The sequence below is a fragment of the Staphylococcus sp. GDY8P120P genome (assembly GCF_017892065.1).
Classification (GTDB): Bacteria; Bacillota; Bacilli; order Staphylococcales; family Staphylococcaceae; genus Staphylococcus; species Staphylococcus nepalensis.
Window position 1 is genome coordinate 249,337 of the sequence record NZ_JAESKI010000007.1, and the last position, 18,225, is coordinate 267,561.

General features: G+C 33.7%; 14 protein-coding genes and 1 pseudogene. 6 read left to right on the top strand and 9 right to left on the bottom strand.

The window, feature by feature from the left end; all coding sequences use genetic code 11:
- Window positions 1-169: 169 nt before the first annotated feature.
- The 6 genes from KA900_RS05690 to KA900_RS05715 all read right to left on the bottom strand — a co-directional run bounded on the left by KA900_RS05690 (window position 170) and on the right by KA900_RS05715 (window position 9,096).
- Window positions 170-1,555: an APC family permease gene (locus tag KA900_RS05690; protein ID WP_210139355.1), complete on the bottom strand. Its 1,386-nt coding sequence runs from the start codon at window positions 1,553-1,555 to the stop codon at window positions 170-172.
- A 149-nt stretch (window positions 1,556-1,704) separates the two neighbouring features.
- A complete protein-coding gene (locus KA900_RS05695) occupies window positions 1,705-3,084 on the bottom strand; it encodes an NAD-dependent succinate-semialdehyde dehydrogenase (RefSeq protein ID WP_096808252.1) in 1,380 nt (459 codons plus the stop codon).
- A gap of 73 nt (window positions 3,085-3,157) precedes the next feature.
- Window positions 3,158-4,480, bottom strand: a complete 1,323-nt coding sequence (gene gabT / locus KA900_RS05700) for a 4-aminobutyrate--2-oxoglutarate transaminase (RefSeq protein WP_210139356.1) — start codon at window positions 4,478-4,480, stop codon at window positions 3,158-3,160.
- 108 nt (window positions 4,481-4,588) lie between these two features.
- Window positions 4,589-5,974, bottom strand: a complete 1,386-nt coding sequence (gene gabR, locus KA900_RS05705) for a MocR-like transcriptional regulator GabR (RefSeq protein ID WP_096808250.1) — start codon at window positions 5,972-5,974, stop codon at window positions 4,589-4,591.
- Between the two features lie 287 nt (window positions 5,975-6,261).
- Window positions 6,262-7,746, bottom strand: coding sequence for a cardiolipin synthase (gene cls / locus KA900_RS05710; RefSeq protein ID WP_096808249.1), 1,485 nt, complete (start codon window positions 7,744-7,746; stop codon window positions 6,262-6,264).
- A gap of 165 nt (window positions 7,747-7,911) precedes the next feature.
- Window positions 7,912-9,096: a CynX/NimT family MFS transporter gene (locus KA900_RS05715; RefSeq protein ID WP_096808248.1), complete on the bottom strand. Its 1,185-nt coding sequence runs from the start codon at window positions 9,094-9,096 to the stop codon at window positions 7,912-7,914.
- 85 nt (window positions 9,097-9,181) lie between these two features.
- Between KA900_RS05715 and KA900_RS05720 the strand changes: the two genes are divergently transcribed.
- The 5 genes from KA900_RS05720 to KA900_RS05740 all read left to right on the top strand — a co-directional run bounded on the left by KA900_RS05720 (window position 9,182) and on the right by KA900_RS05740 (window position 11,338).
- Window positions 9,182-9,733, top strand: a complete 552-nt coding sequence (locus tag KA900_RS05720; protein WP_210139357.1) for a helix-turn-helix domain-containing protein — start codon at window positions 9,182-9,184, stop codon at window positions 9,731-9,733.
- A gap of 382 nt (window positions 9,734-10,115) precedes the next feature.
- Window positions 10,116-10,316 carry a helix-turn-helix transcriptional regulator gene (locus KA900_RS05725; protein ID WP_108909132.1) on the top strand — a complete coding sequence of 67 codons (201 nt, stop codon included), beginning with the start codon at window positions 10,116-10,118 and terminating at the stop codon, window positions 10,314-10,316.
- Window positions 10,309-10,836, top strand: a complete 528-nt coding sequence (locus KA900_RS05730; RefSeq protein WP_107643967.1) for a hypothetical protein — start codon at window positions 10,309-10,311, stop codon at window positions 10,834-10,836. Before KA900_RS05725 ends, KA900_RS05730 begins: the two co-directional genes overlap by 8 nt.
- A complete protein-coding gene (locus tag KA900_RS05735; RefSeq protein WP_096808244.1) occupies window positions 10,829-11,029 on the top strand; it encodes a hypothetical protein in 201 nt (66 codons plus the stop codon). Before KA900_RS05730 ends, KA900_RS05735 begins: the two co-directional genes overlap by 8 nt.
- Window positions 11,030-11,044: 15 nt before the next feature.
- On the top strand, window positions 11,045-11,338 hold the full coding sequence (locus KA900_RS05740; protein WP_157772536.1) for a hypothetical protein: 294 nt from the start codon (window positions 11,045-11,047) through the stop codon (window positions 11,336-11,338).
- Between the two features lie 90 nt (window positions 11,339-11,428).
- Here KA900_RS05740 and KA900_RS05745 read toward each other — a convergent pair whose 3' ends face one another.
- From KA900_RS05745 to KA900_RS05755, 3 genes and pseudogenes are all read right to left on the bottom strand, one after another.
- Entirely contained in the window at window positions 11,429-12,244 is an 816-nt protein-coding gene (locus KA900_RS05745; RefSeq protein ID WP_096808243.1) for a pyruvate, water dikinase regulatory protein, read from the bottom strand.
- Window positions 12,234-14,867: pseudogene (gene ppdK / locus KA900_RS05750) on the bottom strand (pyruvate, phosphate dikinase). Before ppdK ends, KA900_RS05745 begins: the two are co-directional and overlap by 11 nt.
- Before the next feature lie 1,008 nt (window positions 14,868-15,875).
- Window positions 15,876-16,955: a CdaR family transcriptional regulator gene (locus tag KA900_RS05755; RefSeq protein ID WP_096808241.1), complete on the bottom strand. Its 1,080-nt coding sequence runs from the start codon at window positions 16,953-16,955 to the stop codon at window positions 15,876-15,878.
- Window positions 16,956-17,093: 138 nt separating this feature from the next.
- Here KA900_RS05755 and KA900_RS05760 point away from each other — a divergent pair, with 138 nt between their 5' ends.
- Window positions 17,094-18,224: a glycerate kinase gene (locus tag KA900_RS05760; protein ID WP_096808240.1), complete on the top strand. Its 1,131-nt coding sequence runs from the start codon at window positions 17,094-17,096 to the stop codon at window positions 18,222-18,224.
- The last annotated feature ends 1 nt before the right edge of the window (window position 18,225 follow it).

Here is an 18,225-nt window from a genome sequence, read left to right on the forward strand (position 1 = left end):
AAAGCCTGGGGCATATAACATGTCTCAGGCTTTGATTTGCTATTAGCAGTTGATTATTAAATGATAAATATCTTGATATCACGCTTGTATTTTTTCTTAATGTGCTTTTACGAATCGAGTCATAGAGAAATATTAAAAATAGATGGTTATACCATCGCTTTATTTTACGTTATTCTTTATTAATATGCGCATTAATAGGCACATCCATATCAGATTTTTTTGTCTGTGTTATATATAAAATTGCTGCTATTACATACCAAGCTAATACAATGAGCCATTCTGAAGGCCAAGCTAATGAGGATGGCATGCCCGGTAAATATATAGCTATAAACAAAACACTTAGAATAATAGCTATGCTGCCAACAATCTTCCCATTTTTAATACGGTATGGTCTGGGTAACTCAGGTTGAACCTTGCGTAATTTCATAAATGAAATAGCCACTAGTAAATAACCTAATACTACACCTATACCGCCAGCATTGACAATCCACACAAGCGCTGCTCTACCTAATAGTGGCGCAACAAATGCTAGTATACCAAGAAACAAAATACCATGTGTCGGTGTCTTATACTTTGGATGTATAAATGCAAACCACTTTGGAATCATTTGATTTTTAGCCATGGCATATAATATTCTACTACCGCCAATAATAAACGCATTCCAACTTGTGATAATACCAGCTACGCCGCCTAGCACAAGTAAGACACCAAACCCACTATGACCAAACAAATTGACCATTGCATCCGCTGTTGCTAAATTGCTGGCATTTAAAGCTTGAGGCGATAAACCTGTCGCTACACCAAAAACAATTAGTAAATAAAAAATAACAGAGGCAATAATCGACAATATTAGGATGCCGCCTATTTTCTTCGCTGGCGCTTTAACTTCTTCTGCAATTTGTGGAATCACATCAAACCCTACAAATAGGAAAGGGATCATCATCAACACTGACATCGTACCGCCTACACCATTTTCAAAAGGTTGTAAATGATTAAATTTGCCGTTAAAACCTGCCCCGAAGACGAGTAACAAGCCTACACCTACTATAAAAATTGTAAAAACAGTCTGTATGATCGCTGCAGGTTTAACACCGAAATAATTGAGTGAAGTTAATACCACACTACCAAGTGAACCAATAATAACCCAAGTGAGATACACATCCCAACCGGCTACGTTCCACATTAATCCTTGATGTTGAAATGGAATAACGTAGTCAATAACGGTGGGTAAAGCGACCGCTTCAAATGTAATTACAGAAACATAGCCGAATAATACAGACCAACCAGATATAAACGCAATACCTGGGGAAAATGCTTTTTTAACAAAAACAAATCCTCCACCCGTTTCTGGAATTGCTGCAGCTAATTCTGCATATGTAAGTCCGATTACAATTACTAAGAAACCACCAAGTAAAAATGCTACAATACTACCTACAAAACCAGCTGTTGATACCCATTCTCCTGATAATACGACCCATCCCCATCCAAGCATGGCACCGATTGCAAGAAATAAGACATCAACAATATTCATCGTCTTATTAAATTGAGACTTCATTTAACATACCCCATAACATTCATCAATTTAAAAGTGAACCTATGAGATTGTGGTCAATAGTTTGACCACTTAATCTCATTATCACTCATTTATTATTTTAAACTTCTATGTCTTCCTTTGTTTATTAACAGCACTACTTTGTCGTCATCTTAAATGCCAATTGATAAATATTTTGTTTCTAAATACGGTTCTATGCCTTCTGTCCCACCTTCTCTACCATAACCACTTTCTTTCAAACCACCAAATGGCGCATGCGCTGCTGAAGGTCCGCCGTCATTCCATCCAATAACGCCATATTCTAATTCGTTATATAATTTTAAGCCAGTTCGATAATCATTTGTAAAGAAATAAGACGCCAATCCGAATTCAGTGTCATTAGCCATTTTTATCGCTTCATCTAGATCATCATAAACCATAACAGGTGCAACTGGCCCGAATGTTTCTTCATGCATTACTTTCATACCTAAATTTGCGTTAGAAATGACCACTGGCTTTAAGAAATTACCTTTTAATGATTGTATCTCATCAAGCGTACGTGATAGCTTACCACCTTTCTCTTGGGCATCCGTAATATGTGTCAGTACCTTTTTGACTGCATTATTATCAATTAAAGGACCAACTTTAACATCATCTTGTAAACCGTCACCTACTATTAGTGCATGCACTTTATCAATCAATTGTGCTGTATATTGTTCTGCAATATCTCGATGCACAAAGATACGATTAGCACAAATACAAGTTTGTCCAGCATTTCTAAATTTAGAATCAATTGTCCCTTGTACTGCCGCTTCAATATCAGCATCTTTATGAACAATTAAAGGTGCTAAGCCTCCTAATTCCATCGTTACATTCTTCACACTTTTGGCTGATTGTTCTATCAGTGATTTACCAACCGCTGTTGAACCAGTAAAGGTTAATTTATGGATACTTTCATGTGATGTGAAAATATCCCCAGCATCTTTACCTGAAGCAATAATATACGATATAGCATCTTTAGGTATGCCAGCTTTATGTGCAAGTTCAACCAGTTTAATCGTTGTTAATGGGGTTTTCACTGCAGGTTTACATATTATCGTACAGCCTGCTGCCAATGCAGGTGCCATCTTACGCGTTATCATTGCTGCTGGAAAATTCCAAGGCGTAATTGCACCGACTACGCCAACTGGAAATTTATCTATCACTATTTTTTTGGATGGCGTATTGGCAGGTATTGTTCGACCATATACTCTCTTTGCTTCTTCTGCATACCATTTAACGTAAGCATTAGCATAAGTTACTTCACCTTTTGCTTCATCTAAAGGTTTGCCTCCTTCTAACGTAATTAATTTCGCAAGATCATCTTGATGTTCATCAATCAGGTTAGCCCATTGATACAACTTTGCTGAACGTTCGTGTGCGTCAACTAATTTCCAATCTTGGAATGCGTCATTCGCGTGTTTAATTTGTGAATTGATTTCATCATGGTTCGTGTAATCCAAACGTTCTATAACTTCATTTGTAGACGGATTAAATACTTCTAATTGTGTCATTACGATTTCTCCTTTTCGATGATTTATATTATGAGGTATGACTTATCTATACCCTATATTTAAAAATAAATTTTTAACCGTTCATATGCGTTTGGGTAGTACCCACTACATTTAATGTATTGGTTAAAATGGATAAACCTTGTTGCAATTCATCTTCTGAAATGACTAAAGGTGCTAAGAAACGAATAACATTCCCTTTAATGCCAGCAGATAATAATAGCAAACCTTGTTCATTTGCCGTTTGAATAATTTTTCCGGTTAATGCTTTATCAGGTTCACCCTTCTGTTCATCAATAATTTCACAAGCAACCATAGCCCCAAGTCTTCGAATACGAGCTATATATGGATGCTGCTTTGCTATTTGATATAAGTAATCTTCAAGTTGCTCGCCTAGTTTTTCGGCTTTACTATTTAAATCTTCTTCTTCTATAATTTCAATGACTTTTAAAGCTGCTTCACACGCTAAAGGATTTCCAGCATAGGTGCCGCCTAGTTCTCCAGGTGCTGCACTATCTATCATTTCTGCTCTCCCAACCACACCGCTCAATGGAAAGCCTGCTGCTAAAGATTTAGATACTGTTATTAAATCTGGCTCAATACCAAAATGTTCAATCGCAAACGTTTTACCAGTTCTTGCAAAACCTGTTTGAATTTCATCTGCAACAAAAATAATTCCGTTAGCTTCACATATATTTTTAACAGCTGTCACGAATTTTTTATCAGGTATAATAAAGCCACCTTCGCCTTGTACTGGTTCCATTACAATACAGGCAACTTCACTTGGATCTACTGTTTCAATAAAAAAGTCATGTAATTTTTGTATTATTTGATCGACATAAGCTGCTTTCGATAATTCTTCAGATTTTTCAGAAATATTAGGGTATGGTGCTTGGTAAACAGCTGAGGCGAAAGGTCCAAATCCTAATTTGTAAGGCTTTACTTTACTCGTCATAGACATCGTCAAATTAGTACGGCCATGAAACCCTCTCACAAATGATACGACCGCTTGTCTTCCAGTATACTTTCTAGCAATTTTGACCGCATTTTCTACAGCTTCTGCACCTGAATTAAGCAAGATTGTTTTTTTAGCAAAATCACCTGGTGTAATTTCAGTTAACTTTTGCGCTAAATTTAAGTAACTTTCATACATAATGACATTGAAGCCAGGATGTATAAACTTATCTAATTGTTCTTTTAAATGTTTCGTTATTTTAGGATGTGTATGACCTACATTTAATGTACCAATTGCACCTGCAAAATCAATAAACTGATTACCTTCTACATCCGTGATGGTAGCACTCTGTGCATGCTCTGCAACATGTAAGTTGCCATTGACTACACCACGCGCTACATATTGTTCCCTTTGTTTTTTATAATGTTCAAATTGATTTATCATCAATCATCCCTCCTTGTTAACTTAATTCAAGATTTACAGTTTCCTAAAAATTTAAGGGATTATTGGTATAGTGTAAAGAACCAGTTATATCACTTTAATGGTACCAGTTTATTCCCAGAGCACTTCCTTTAAGCGTCGTACAGCTTGGGGTATCTGTGCCTGTTTGATTTTTGAAAAACCTATAATAAGCGTTTTATTCGTCTTATTATTTTCAAGCGGTTCTACAGAAAATCGGTTTAACGTATAAAGTTCCAATCTTTTTTCTTTGGCACGAGATTCAATTTCAGCATAAGAATATGTGGTGTTGATTTCCACGATGAAATGCAAACCCGCGCGTGTATCTTTAACTTTAATATTATTTTTAAACACATTTGTTAGTTGTGCTATAAGGTATTCCCTTTTCTTTTCATATAAATGATGCATCTTTTTTACATATTTTTCATAATGTCCTTCTTTGATCATTAAATTTAATGTCAGTGCATTAATCATTGAGAAATCAGGTATCATATTTAAGTTCAACATCTCAAATTGTTTCACTAATTTAATTGGTAAAATCATATAACTCATCCGTAATCCAGGCATTAAAGTTTTAGAAAAAGTACCTAAATAAATCACACGTTCATTTTTGTCAAAACTAAACAATGAAGGTATATTATCTGTTTCATATTTAAATTCACTATCATAATCGTCTTCAATGATATAACTATGTGTTTCACTAGCCCAATTCAAAAGATTAATACGACGTGAAACAGGCATAATTGTCCCCATAGGAAATTGATGTGATGGTGTCACTATAACAGCGCCGGGTTGAACTTGTTTGATTTTATTAATCGATATACCTTTATTATCTAAAGAAATTGGTTCTAAATGTGCGTGTGTTTGTTTAATCAAAGACCTAAATCTTGAATAACCCGGGTTTTCTACTGCAATTTTTATACCCTTAGGTAATAGCTGCATGAGTTTTGTTAATAAAGTATTCGTACCAGAACCAATAACGATTTGTTCTGGATGACATTGTATGCCCCTTTGATAAGATACTAATTTAGCAATCGACTGCCTTAGCTCAACTGGGCCTTTAATATGAGGTATCGAAGATAAATAATTATCATAATTTTGAAATACACGTTTAATCAATTTAGTCCATAAATCGACTGGAAATGCTGCAATATCCGTACTCATATGTGAAAAAGAGTACTCAAAACTATCTTCAGTGGGAAGCTCTTGAACTTCCAAAGCGATTTGTGCATTTGGATCCACAATCAACTTGTCTAAAGGTTCAATAAAATATCCTTTTCGCTCTTCAGTATAAATGTAACCTTCTGCTAGCAATTGTTCATACGCAGCTTTCACACTATTCACGCTGATGTTTAAATATTTAGCCATATCCCTTTTTGAAGGTAATTTCTCACGGCTCTCATATTTGAATGCAAGTATATCTTCTTTTAATTGACTATATAATTGTCGATAAATATATTGACCTGCCTCACGTTGCATCCAATCCCCCCTTGTTTTCATTCTAATTTATAAATTTTTCCTCTTACATCGCTTACATTATTATAATAAAAACGAGAACGGGATAGAAATCAAAAATGCTAATTTGATTTCTAATACCCATTCTCGTTAGAATGATAAATGATTGAAATGCTGAGTTTTATCGCTCACCACACCAATAAAATATCGGTTGCGCACCTTCAAAACAATACGATTAACTATGTTTCAGTCGTAAGGCAATTTAATTTTTATGTCGTGGGAGTGCAATATATCTGATTGCTTTCAATTTTTTATAAAATTGGAGATGCTAGTTTTGCAATAGATTGCTTAAATTTAATCCAAGTTGAACGTTGTTCGTAACGTGCTTCTGTGAGTTCTTCTGATACTTTCAAATCTTCCATAAATGCAGCTTTCAGTTCTTTCACAATCTTTTCATCATACATAAAGGCATTAATTTCAAAATTTAATTCAAAACTACGCACATCCATGTTTGATGATCCTACACTAGCTACTTCGTCATCGATAATCATCATCTTAGAATGAATAAAACCATTCTCATAGGTATAGACTTTGACGCCGTCTCTAATCAATTGAGCAACACTTGTAATCGTTGCCCAATATACGAAGATATGGTCCGGTTTATTAGGTATGATTAACCGAACGTCGACACCAGCTTTTGCAGCTATACGTAAGGCGTTAACATAACCTTTATCCGGTATAAAATAAGGACTGTGCATATAAATAGATTTTTTTGCATTCATAATCATTTTCATATAACCAAACTCTATTTGATGCCAATTATCGCTAGGCGCACTGAGTGCGATTTGCAGTGGAACATCTCCGCCTTGATTTGCGTTATCCGGGAAATACTTGTCAGTATATTCGAGTTGTTCACGGTGGGATTGAGAATTCCAATCATGTATGAAACTTAATTGTAAAGCGTCTACGCCATCGCCCTTAACTCTTAAGTGCGTATCACGCCAGTAACCAAAGTTCTCGTCTAATCCCAAATATTCGTCACCAATATTAAATCCACCTACATAACCGGTCATACCATCGATGACTAAAATTTTACGGTGATTTCTATTATTAACTCTAAAATTCACTAAAGGAATCTTAGCTTGGAAGAAAGCTTCAACTTGCCCACCAGCTTCTTGAAATTTTTTGAATTTAGATTTATGTACTGATTTAGAGCCGACTGCATCATACAATATTTTAACTTCTAAACCTTCTTCAGCTTTTTGCTGCAAAATATCAACGATTTCAGAACCTAAACCATCTAATTTCAAAACATAATATTCTAAATGAATATAATGTTTTGCGTTACGTAAATCTTCTTTCATTTGATCGAACAACTGATGGCCATCAGTATAAATGTCAACATTATTATTATAACTTAAAAATGTAGGTTCTTTTGTTAATAATGTATTTACAATATCTGCGTGCTTTTTTATTAATGGAGAATCGGAATTGTTTATCTTATTGGTAGAATCTAACAATTGTGTTTTCATACGTTTTTTTATATCATCTATCTGGTTATTGTGAAAACCTTGTTCACGTTTTTTTCGTACACCTCGCCCAAAAAAGATATAGATGATAAAACCTAAAATGGGCACGACAAAGAGTAAAAAAAGCCAAGCCCATGTTGCAGTAGCGTCTCTTCTATCTCGGTCTAAAAAAACAATAACAAAAGCTAACGCTATATTAACGACAAAGAAAAATGCAAGTATTCCTCTATAAATTGGGCTTACACTTGGATCAAATATTAATTGCATACAGACACCTCATCATGTTTATTAATTATTAATGAATACTAAGTACTTTTTGTGATTTTGTATATTAAAATGCAGCACAATTTATTAAGCTCAACTATTTTAAATGTATTAAATACCAAGCTAAAGTACGTTACAAAATATCGTACAATATTTAAAATAGATTGTCTATTCTTCCATCGTTTTCTCTATCGTACGATTACGACCAGCTTGTGATCCAAATAATGTGATTAACAATGAAGTGATTAATAAAATACTTAATGATGCCATCCATTTGCCTGTTGCATCATGTAATACACCAAACAATAATGGGCCAACAGCAGCAAATATATAACCTACTGATTGCGCCATACCTGACAACTTAGCTGATGTTTGGCTATGTTCAGTTCTCAAACTAAAGAATGTGTTTACTAGGCCAAATGCTATACCACTAGCAACACCGATTAATACTGTTGAAATGAGAGCAAATTCTGGTTTAAACAACATAATCGAGACGCCAATCACAAAACAAACCCCAGTCAAAAATGTTAATAGGAATTGCGACTTCATTTTAGTAGCAAAAATTGGAGTAATAAACGTTAAAGGTATAATTGCTATTTGCATTATAGATAAATACATGCCTGCTTCATTAATCGACATACCATTTTGAGATAAGTACGCAGGTAACCAATTGATTAACGAATAAAAAATCAGTGATTGCCCGCCCATAAGCATGGTGATTTGCCATGATAACGGAGACTTCCAAACATTAACACTCTCTTGTGGTACGGAGGCTGTTGTATCTTGCTTAGTATTTAATTGAAACATCCATATAATGATTGTTATCAGCGTAATCACACCTATCACGCTAATAGCAATGTTGTAATTAAATGCTTTGACAAGTGGCGCTGTTCCATAGGAAGATAGCCCTCCAAATACATTCATAACCACTGTATAGTAACCCGTCATAATACCTATATGTAAGGGGAACTTCGCTTTAATAACAGCGGGCGCAAGTACATTGCCAAAACCAATACCAATACCGATAAGAACCGTACCTATATACAGCCATGAAATACCTATGACTGAACGTACAATAACACCAATCAGTATCAACCATAAAGCTACAAAAATCGTTTTCTCTAATCCAAAGCGATTACTTGTTTTCGCAGCAAATAATGAAACAATTGCAAATGCAATCAATGGTACTACTGTAATCACGCTAACCGCACTATTAGACATGGCTAAGTCGTGTTTAATATCAGGTAACGCAACACCAATCGAAGTAATAGGCGCCCTAAGATTCGCGCCTACAAGCAATATGCCTATAAATAATAACCAATTAATCGGTTTTACTTTTCTATTATTTTCCATTTTGTCCACCTTACTTAACTATTTTCATAAATAACATTATATATGGTACAATATGTACGTTATAATGTAAATAGGAGCGATTCACTTGTATAATATTCAAAATATCATTGCCAACAATATTGCTGATTATCGTAGTAAACATCAACTTAGTTTAGATAAAATGTCTAATTTAACTGGTGTTAGCAAAAATATGCTGAGCCAAATTGAAAAAGGCGTGTCCAATCCAACCATTACTACGTTATGGAAAATTGCCAACGGGTTACACCTCTCTCTTTCTGAACTTACATCAACAAAAAAAGAGTGTGTAGATTTTGTAGACGAGTCAGACATCGTACCTATTATGGATGACAACATTAAAATCTATCCTTATTTTCCATATAATGATAAGAATCACTTTGAAATGTTTAAAATGGAAATTCAACCTGGTGGCAAAATGGACTCCGATGCACACCATGTGCAATCAGAAGAATTTATCATTGTTAACACAGGCAGTTTAAAAATTGAAGTCGATGGAACCACTTATACAATTAGCAATAACCAAGCTTTTCGTTTTAACAGTGATGTAGCTCATAGCTACTGTAATCCAACCAAAGACGTTGTTACATTTACTGCCACAATTCATTATCAAACGCCATAGTTATTGAAATTGATATATACAAACTGTATTCGAAACCATCCATAAATATAAACGAGAATAACAAACATTGATCTCTCTAAACATACCTTTTCACCTCCTGTCGCCACTTCTAGTGTGTATAGATAATTATTTAATACTAATATAGGCCAATTCAATGAACTATTGCCAACAGATAGGGAGCGGGACAGAATTCATTTCACAAAATATGAATTCTGTTTTGTTCTCTATTTTTGTATAGATCAATTCATATTCAATAATAAAGTTAATAAAATAACTATAAATATATTTTTCATTTTATATTGCCTTTACCGCAAAAATTATGTCATATATATTTGACATAATCACATCATTCTAACTATAAAAAAGGCAGTGAGTCCGTAAATTGAACAAAGTAAAACATTATCGAATCCAACAAAAAATATCTCAACTTTCTTTAGCACGTTCATCAGGTGTCTCACGACAGACGATTAATATGGTTGAAAATAACAAGTACAATCCTTCATTAAACTTATGTATACATATTGCGAAAGTGTTAAATGTCACGTTAAACGATTTATTTTGGGAGGAAGAAACGAATGAATAAAAAAGACAAATGGATTTATCAAAATTTTGCTGGTTTAATTGGTATACCAGATGAGTACCAGCGGCATGAAATAGATAAGTTAATGGCAAAAATTGCTATCATTGCTTTATATACACTATTAGCTTTAGTATATTTATCTATTTTTCTAGATATTGAACGCGCATTTTTATCTCCGTTCACCATTGGCGGTGTACTATTAATTATTATTTTATTTTGTAGAGTGAGCATGAACCAATTCAGCGCTGACCCCGTAGAAATCGAAGTACATGATCAATATACATATCATCAATTGCTCAAAGAAACACGGAATAAAAGAATTATTTTCTTAGTTATTGCTTTAATTTATATGCCAGTTACCGCAACTATCGTTGCACCTATCCTGGCAGGTAATCCCTTGAATTTTAGTTATTTATTCAATATAAGTACTTATTTACCATTTTTAATGTGGGCTATTTTTACCGTTGCAAAAGACTCACGTGTAAAATTAATAAAAAAAGAGGAGGACGCTGATATTGACTAACGAAAAAATACTCCGCTTAATTCCAAATTATAGATATACAGATGAATATGAACGGAAAGTGTTATTAAATATATATGCCAAACTATATGTATGGATATTTTGGGGCACTTTGATTATTTCCACATTGGACATCTTTGTTTCTATGTATCTAAAACAAATTCCAGTCGTTAGTATACTTGCAATGATTGCATAAACCGCAGCTTCGATTGTGTTTACTTCTTCACTTCGCAATAAAAAAATAGATCGTTTTGAAGTCGATTCTAAAAAGGGATACCAACGATATATTAAAAAAGCACGTAAAGGAAGTTTCATATTTGCATTTGCTATGTTTATTGTCTTCAATATAAATAATTACTTAATCCCGTTTGTCATACATCAATCTCTCCCTGAAAATTCAGAGTTAACTTATCAATTGTTAATTTTTGCTACGATTGCTGCTATTGCTGGATGGATAATATATATGATATCCAAAGCCAAGATTACACGTACGTATAAAGATTAAAAGCTAACATAAAATGACCCGCATGACTTTTTATATTATAGTCATGCGGGCAGTCTTAAATACGACTTTCTATTCGTTCATCTCTGCACGCTATAAAAATCTTTCTATATAGAATGCTGATTCCTCTATAGATTTATGTTCAGTGTTAACTACAATTGCATTCAACTTGGCAAACATTTCTTCGGCGTACATCAATTCTTCCTTGATGCGGTCAATACTATTATAATCAGTTGGCCCGTGTAATCCCAATATCTTCACGCGCTCATTCCGAATATTTAAAATATAATTAGGTTTGGCTGTTAAACCAAATATTTTGAGTTCTTTATGTCTAAAAACCTCATCTGGTATATCCACTTCTGGTACCAAAGGGATATTTGCTATCTTATATCCTTTATTTGCTAAATACATACTAAGTGGTGTCTTTGAAGTACGAGAAACACCTATGATTAAAGCGTCCGCTTCTTCTATGTCAGTAAAATGTTTTCCGTCATCATACTTAACAGCATATTCTATGGCTTCAATTCTTTTAAAATAATTTTCGTCTAATTTGCGTAATGCACCACTTTCTAAAATTGGTGAACAATTCGTTCGTCGCTGAATAATACCGATTAAATCCGACATGTAATCAACATATGGAATTTGTTGTTCAAGTGCATATTGCCGGCCTCTTTTATTAAATTCTGGATTCACTAAAGTCGTTACAACCACTGCGCCGCGTTTTTTGGCTAATGAAAGCACATTAAGTAATTCATCGTGATTTTTGATAAAAGGAAACTTTTTTATCTCAACATGAACTATATCCGGAAACTGCGTTAATGTTGCGTTAATCATACGTTGTGCAGTTTCTCCGATTGAGTCGGATACAACAAATAGGCTTAGTTGTAATTGCTCAAAATCATTGGACACGTAATCTACCACCTTTGACTTCACTTTGTGCCGTAGATAGTAAGGCACCGGGCACTCTAAACGGTGAGCAAGAAACATAATCTAATTCTAATTGGTTAAAATATTGTATGGATCTATGGTCTCCGCCTAACTCTCCACACACCTATTTTAATCGTCGGATTTACAGATTTCGCCTGTTCTGTCGTCCGTTGAATTAATTGCCCTACACCCTCTAAATCTAATGTTTGGAATGGGTCTATATCTAATATACCTTGTTCTGAATATGCATTTATAAATTTACCAGCATCATCACGTGAGAAACCGAATGTTAATTGCGTTAAATCATTTGTCCCAAAACTAAAGAAGTCACATTCTTTTGCTAAATCTTCAGCAATTAGACACGCCCTCGGTGTTTCAATCATAGTGCCAAGCAAGTAATGCGCGCTTTCATCCATTTCAATTTCTAATCTTTCTATTTTATCTATGATTTGTGCTTTTAATGTTGTAAACTCTGACACAGAAGAAACAAGCGGAATCATAATTTCAGGTTGGCAATCAATGCCTTGTTGTTTCAGTTTCAAAGCACTCTCGACAATAGCTTCTGCTTGCATGATATAAAGTTCTGGATAAGTTATAGCTAAACGACAACCACGATGACCTAACATAGGATTCACTTCATTTAAACTTGCTATATAGTGTTCCAATTCTGAAACAGATACATTAAGCTGACGCGCAACACTGTGTTTTTCCTCTGTTGATTTAGGTAAAAATTCATGTAGTGGCGGGTCCAGCAAACGAATGATAGTTGGACGTTCGCCCGACAGTTTTAATATTGTTTCAAAGTCTTCTTTTTGATATTGCTTAATCTTATTTAAAGCATTAATCCTATTTTCTTGTGTATAAGATAAGATAAACCGTCTCATTTCAATTAAACGTTCTGCCCCAAAGAACATATGCTCAGTACGGACTAAACCGATACCTTTCGCTCCAAATTGGTAACCCGCTTGAATATCTTGGGGCGTTTCTGCGTTCATACGTACGTCTAACCTTGCCACTTCTTCTGACCATTGCATAAACGTTTCAAAGTCTTTGCTTCTTTCAGCCTTCGTTGTTTTAACTTCATCCAAATAAATGTCACCTTTAGCACCATCGACTGAAATAATATCACCTTCATTTAATGTACCATTTGGATATGTTACTTTTTTATCTATGATATTAATCTCAATATCCGAACATCCTGTCACGCAACATTTCCCCATCCCTCTTGCGACAACTGCTGCATGAGACGTCATGCCACCATGTGTCGTAACAATTGCTTTACTTGCAATCATACCTTCAATATCTTCAGGAGAAGTTTCAGGCCTCATCAATATAACATGCGCTCCTTGTTCAGCTTTTAATTTTGCAGTTTCAGCCGAAAATACGATTTGACCGCTTGCTGCGCCAGGGCTCGCTGGTAGTCCCATCTTAGAAATAATAGTAGCCGCTTCTAATGCATTATCATCAAAATTAGGATGCAGTAATTGGTCTATTGATTTTACTTCAACATTCATAACAGATTCTTTTTTTGAAATAATCCCTTCTTCTACTAAATCTACCGCAATATGAATCGCTGCATTAGCAGTACGTTTACCATTTCGGGTTTGCAAAATATAGAGTTGCTCATTTTCAATTGTAAATTCAATATCCTGCATATCTTTATAGTGCATTTCTAATTGTTGAGCAACCTTTAAAAATTGTTGGTGAACGTGAGGCATCTGCACTTTTAAAGTCTCAATATTTTTGGTGTGCGTATACCTGCCACAACGTCTTCGCCTTGTGCATTTAATAAATATTCACCAAACAATTTCGCTTCCCCAGTAACTGGATTGCGTGTAAAAGCCACACCAGTACCACTTTGATTGCCACTGTTTCCAAAAACCATCTCTTGAATATTGACAGCTGTACCAATACCATATGGTATCTCATTTAACTGACGATATACACGCGCTCGGTCGTTATCCCAAGATTTAAACACTGCTTCAATAGCCTCAGTCAATTGCACAATAGGTTCTTGTGGAAATGGTTTATAAGCCTCTTCTAAATATACGTTTTTATAATACTCACAAATTTCTCGCAATCCTTCAGCTGGAATATCTGCATCGTTCTGATAATGATATCGCGATTTATATTGATTAAAATATGTATCAAATAATGCCATCGGGATATCGTATACAACTTCACCAAACATTTGTAACAACCTACGATAACAATCATATGCGAAACGTTCATCGTTCGTCTTTTCTGCTAATATTTTAACATTATTATCATTAAGCCCTAAATTTAATATTGTGTCCATCATACCAGGCATAGAAATTTTCGCGCCACTTCTTACAGATACTAACAATAACGCTTCTTCGGAAGAAAATGATTTTTTAGTGCGTTTGGAAAATGCTTCTAATTGTTCATGTAATGATTCCATAACCTCTTCTGAAAGTTTAGAACCATGGTTCAAATATTCAATACATGCTTGCGTCGTCAGTGTAAAACCATCGGGAACAGGTAAACCTAAGCGTTTCATTTCTGCTAAATTCGCACCTTTACCACCTAATAAATCTTTCATTGCTTTTTTGCCTTCATCAAATGCATAAATATATTTTGACATACAAAAGCACCTCAATCTTTTAATGTGTCATACTAATTATTATTGAGTATGTCATATTAAAATCTAAAAAACAACTAAAAAATTACTATTATATACTTATTTTGCTTTAAAACCCCAAAGTGATTGAATTCAGATTAAATAAAAAAAGCCTAAGCAATACCATGACGCTGTATTGCTTAGAACTTTAAATTTTCCAGTTTATTGCCATATTTAAATTTAAGATATCAATTATGTCACTATGCAACTATGATTTATAAAATAAGTGATATATCATAGGTAGTCTTCATATCAACTACCATACTACAATTAGCACTTTAGTTAATAAAATTGAAACACACTTAATTCTATTCAATTATTACTGTTGATATAAACTGGTTTAATTAGTGGAAAATAATAAATAAGTAGGATAAATAGAGCGTTTTGCGTTAAGAACTATAATACTTTTGTAGTTAGTAGTTTAAAATATAATTTAAACTGGCATAAATAGCATAACAAACTATTTTTAAGTAGGTAACTGGTTAATATATAATCATTGGGCGGTTTTTTAAAAGCTACATTTCAATATGTTATCAAAATAATACTCAAACGGAATGACATACTACATCATAGCGTATACATTTTCGGCGTTATGCTTTAGCATTTTAAAATTATAGATGCTCTTCTTGTTTTACATAAGGTTCACTTCCAATATCTTAAAATTCACTAAGAATCCATTAGTGTATGTGTTATCACTTAATTATTCAAAATGGCGCCATTTTTTCATAGATTTTATGATTAATCACAAATTTTTTCACATTCAAAAACATTCGTTTTTAAAATTTATAGTATTTAAAAGTGATAACTTAATTTAATTATATTGTTGAGGCAGTTTTTTGTAAAGCGCTTTTTATCGTTTTAACAAAATACAGCCGCGTCACTTCTTCAATTTTATCAATGGTTGTTAATATTTTTATTTTATTACTCATATTTCGCTAAATCCCCTTCTCTTAATCCATTTACATGATTTACTCAACACCACATAGCAATTTGTAACTTAACCGCATCAGAGTACTTTTTAGGGTTTAAACCTGTTTCTTTTTTACACTTTTCTAGTCTGTATAACAGCGTATTTCTATGAATGTATAAATATTTTGCTGTCTTTGTAATATTTAAATCATTATAAAAGAAGCTTTTTAACGTATCTATACTCAGTTGATCCATCTCCCCTAAAACTCTCTTTTTATAGCGCTGCCTTATATTTTCGTCTATTTGGTATAACAATGTTTTTTCTTCAATATCTTCAAATGAAGTCATCGCTTCTCCGTTTTCATTTAACATAAATACCAATTCGCACTCTTCATAAGCATTTTTAAAATCTTTTAAATTTTTAAATATCAGACTCGAAGCCATGTAAACTTTCAATTCAAGATCCTGAAACACTTGATATATATTACTGATTTTTTTATCTAATTCTGAAGTAGATTGATCCATAGCTAGAATGACAATTCGATTGTAATTTGTGAATGCAATTGTAAATGAGCGACCATCTATACTACGAGTGAGTGAACGAACGATACTATTTCTAGAAAACATCTGTTTTTCTATATCGATAATAACGCACTTTTTAAAAGTCAATAAATTCATGTTTAGGTGTTTTATCAAATATTGTATAAATGATTTTGAAGCTTCACTTTTTAACAATTCTTCAATCAGTAATTCTTGAGTCCGTATTTGCCCTTCCAATTCATATGTAAAATAATTCTGATACAACAATAATTCTGTAGACATTTTAACTAAATCTGCTACATGCATTAATTGATCTGGATTGCCTGTTATACCTATGACACCCACAATATTATCTTGAAAAATAATCGGCAAATTAACACCTGCTTGCGTCCCTTTTAAGCAGACACTGTCTTCTTGGGTAATTACTACTGTTTCTTTTTGTTTCAACACTTGCCTAGCGCCTTCATGTATAATACCAACACGCTTTTGATCAAAGGAAGCAATAATCACGCCATTGTAATCCATAATATTAATATTACTGCTAGTTCTTTTAGCTGTTTCTTTAACTATGAAAGAAGCCATTTCTTCAGTTAATACATTCATTTTCTCACTCCCTTATAATTTTTATACAAAATTAGAATATTAATTTTGTATAGTTTAACCCTATTTTCTAGAAAATGAAATCGATACACTAAAAGAACACGTAATAGAAAACGCTTTCTAAAAAGGAGCAACATAATCATGGAAATTATTTTAGCACCAGATTCATTTAAAGGTAGTATGAAAGCCAGTGAAGTAACAAACTATATGAAAGAAAGTATTTTAGACATATTTCCTAAAGCCATCATTCATGATTTACCGGTTGGAGATGGCGGCGAAGGTACATTAGAAGCCTTAATTAATGCAACTAATGGTGTACTTACTTCGATTGATGTTACTGGACCTTTAGGGGAAAAAGTGCTTGCGCAATACGGCGTTATAAATAACGATACTTGTGTAATAGAGATGGCAGAAGCTTCCGGGTTAAAACATTTATGTGAAGATGCACTAAATCCACTGGTAACGACAACATATGGAACTGGCGAATTAATTCTACATGCATTAAATAAAGGGTATAAAAAATTTATCCTAGCTATAGGTGGATCTGCAACCAATGATGCGGGCGCAGGTATGCTACAAGCGTTAGGCGCTGAATTAACAGATAATAAAAACCATTCATTAACGTTAGGCGGTGGCGCATTAAAAAATTTAAATCATATTGATTTAACACATTTTGATTCTAGAATTGCTAATTGTAAATTTATCATTGCTTCGGATGTTCAAAACCCTTTGGTAGGTCAAAACGGTGCATCTTTCATTTTTGGAAAACAAAAAGGTGCATCACCAGAAGATATAAAGCAATTAGACCTTAATCTTAATCACTGGGCAAATCATGTTGAAAATACAACTGGGATAAAACTTCATGACTTGAAAGGAGCTGGTGCAGCAGGTGGTCTTGGGGGCGCATTCAAAGCATTTTTTCCTAGTTATTTTAAAGATGGTATTCAAGTTGTTATAGAACACATTCAATTTGAAAAATATGTAAAGCGCGCTGACCTAGTTATTACAGGGGAAGGAAAAATTGATTATCAAACGTTTTATGGAAAAGCACCTATTGGTATCGCAAAATGTGCTCAAAAATATAACGTGCCTGTTATTTTTATAGGGGGAGCTGTAGAAATAGATATAACAGACTTAAAAAATACTGGCGTAATCAGTGCTTTTAGTTTAAGTAATGGGCCTATGTCATTAGCAGAAATCTTTTCAAATTCGGAAAAATTAATAAAACAAACAACAAAGAATATTGTAAGTACATTTTTCCATAACCATTAAC

Excerpts from the sequence above, each read along its gene's own strand:
- KA900_RS05690 (WP_210139355.1), bottom strand. The coding sequence starts at position 1,555 with ATGAAGTCTCAATTTAATAAGACGATGAATATTGTTGATGTCTTATTT.
- KA900_RS05695 (WP_096808252.1), bottom strand. The coding sequence starts at position 3,084 with ATGACACAATTAGAAGTATTTAATCCGTCTACAAATGAAGTTATAGAA.
- gabT (WP_210139356.1), bottom strand. The coding sequence starts at position 4,480 with ATGATAAATCAATTTGAACATTATAAAAAACAAAGGGAACAATATGTA.
- gabR (WP_096808250.1), bottom strand. The coding sequence starts at position 5,974 with ATGCAACGTGAGGCAGGTCAATATATTTATCGACAATTATATAGTCAA.
- cls (WP_096808249.1), bottom strand. The coding sequence starts at position 7,746 with ATGCAATTAATATTTGATCCAAGTGTAAGCCCAATTTATAGAGGAATA.
- KA900_RS05715 (WP_096808248.1), bottom strand. The coding sequence starts at position 9,096 with ATGGAAAATAATAGAAAAGTAAAACCGATTAATTGGTTATTATTTATA.
- KA900_RS05730 (WP_107643967.1), top strand. The coding sequence starts at position 10,309 with ATGAATAAAAAAGACAAATGGATTTATCAAAATTTTGCTGGTTTAATT.
- KA900_RS05755 (WP_096808241.1), bottom strand. The coding sequence starts at position 16,955 with ATGAATGTATTAACTGAAGAAATGGCTTCTTTCATAGTTAAAGAAACA.
- KA900_RS05760 (WP_096808240.1), top strand. The coding sequence starts at position 17,094 with ATGGAAATTATTTTAGCACCAGATTCATTTAAAGGTAGTATGAAAGCC.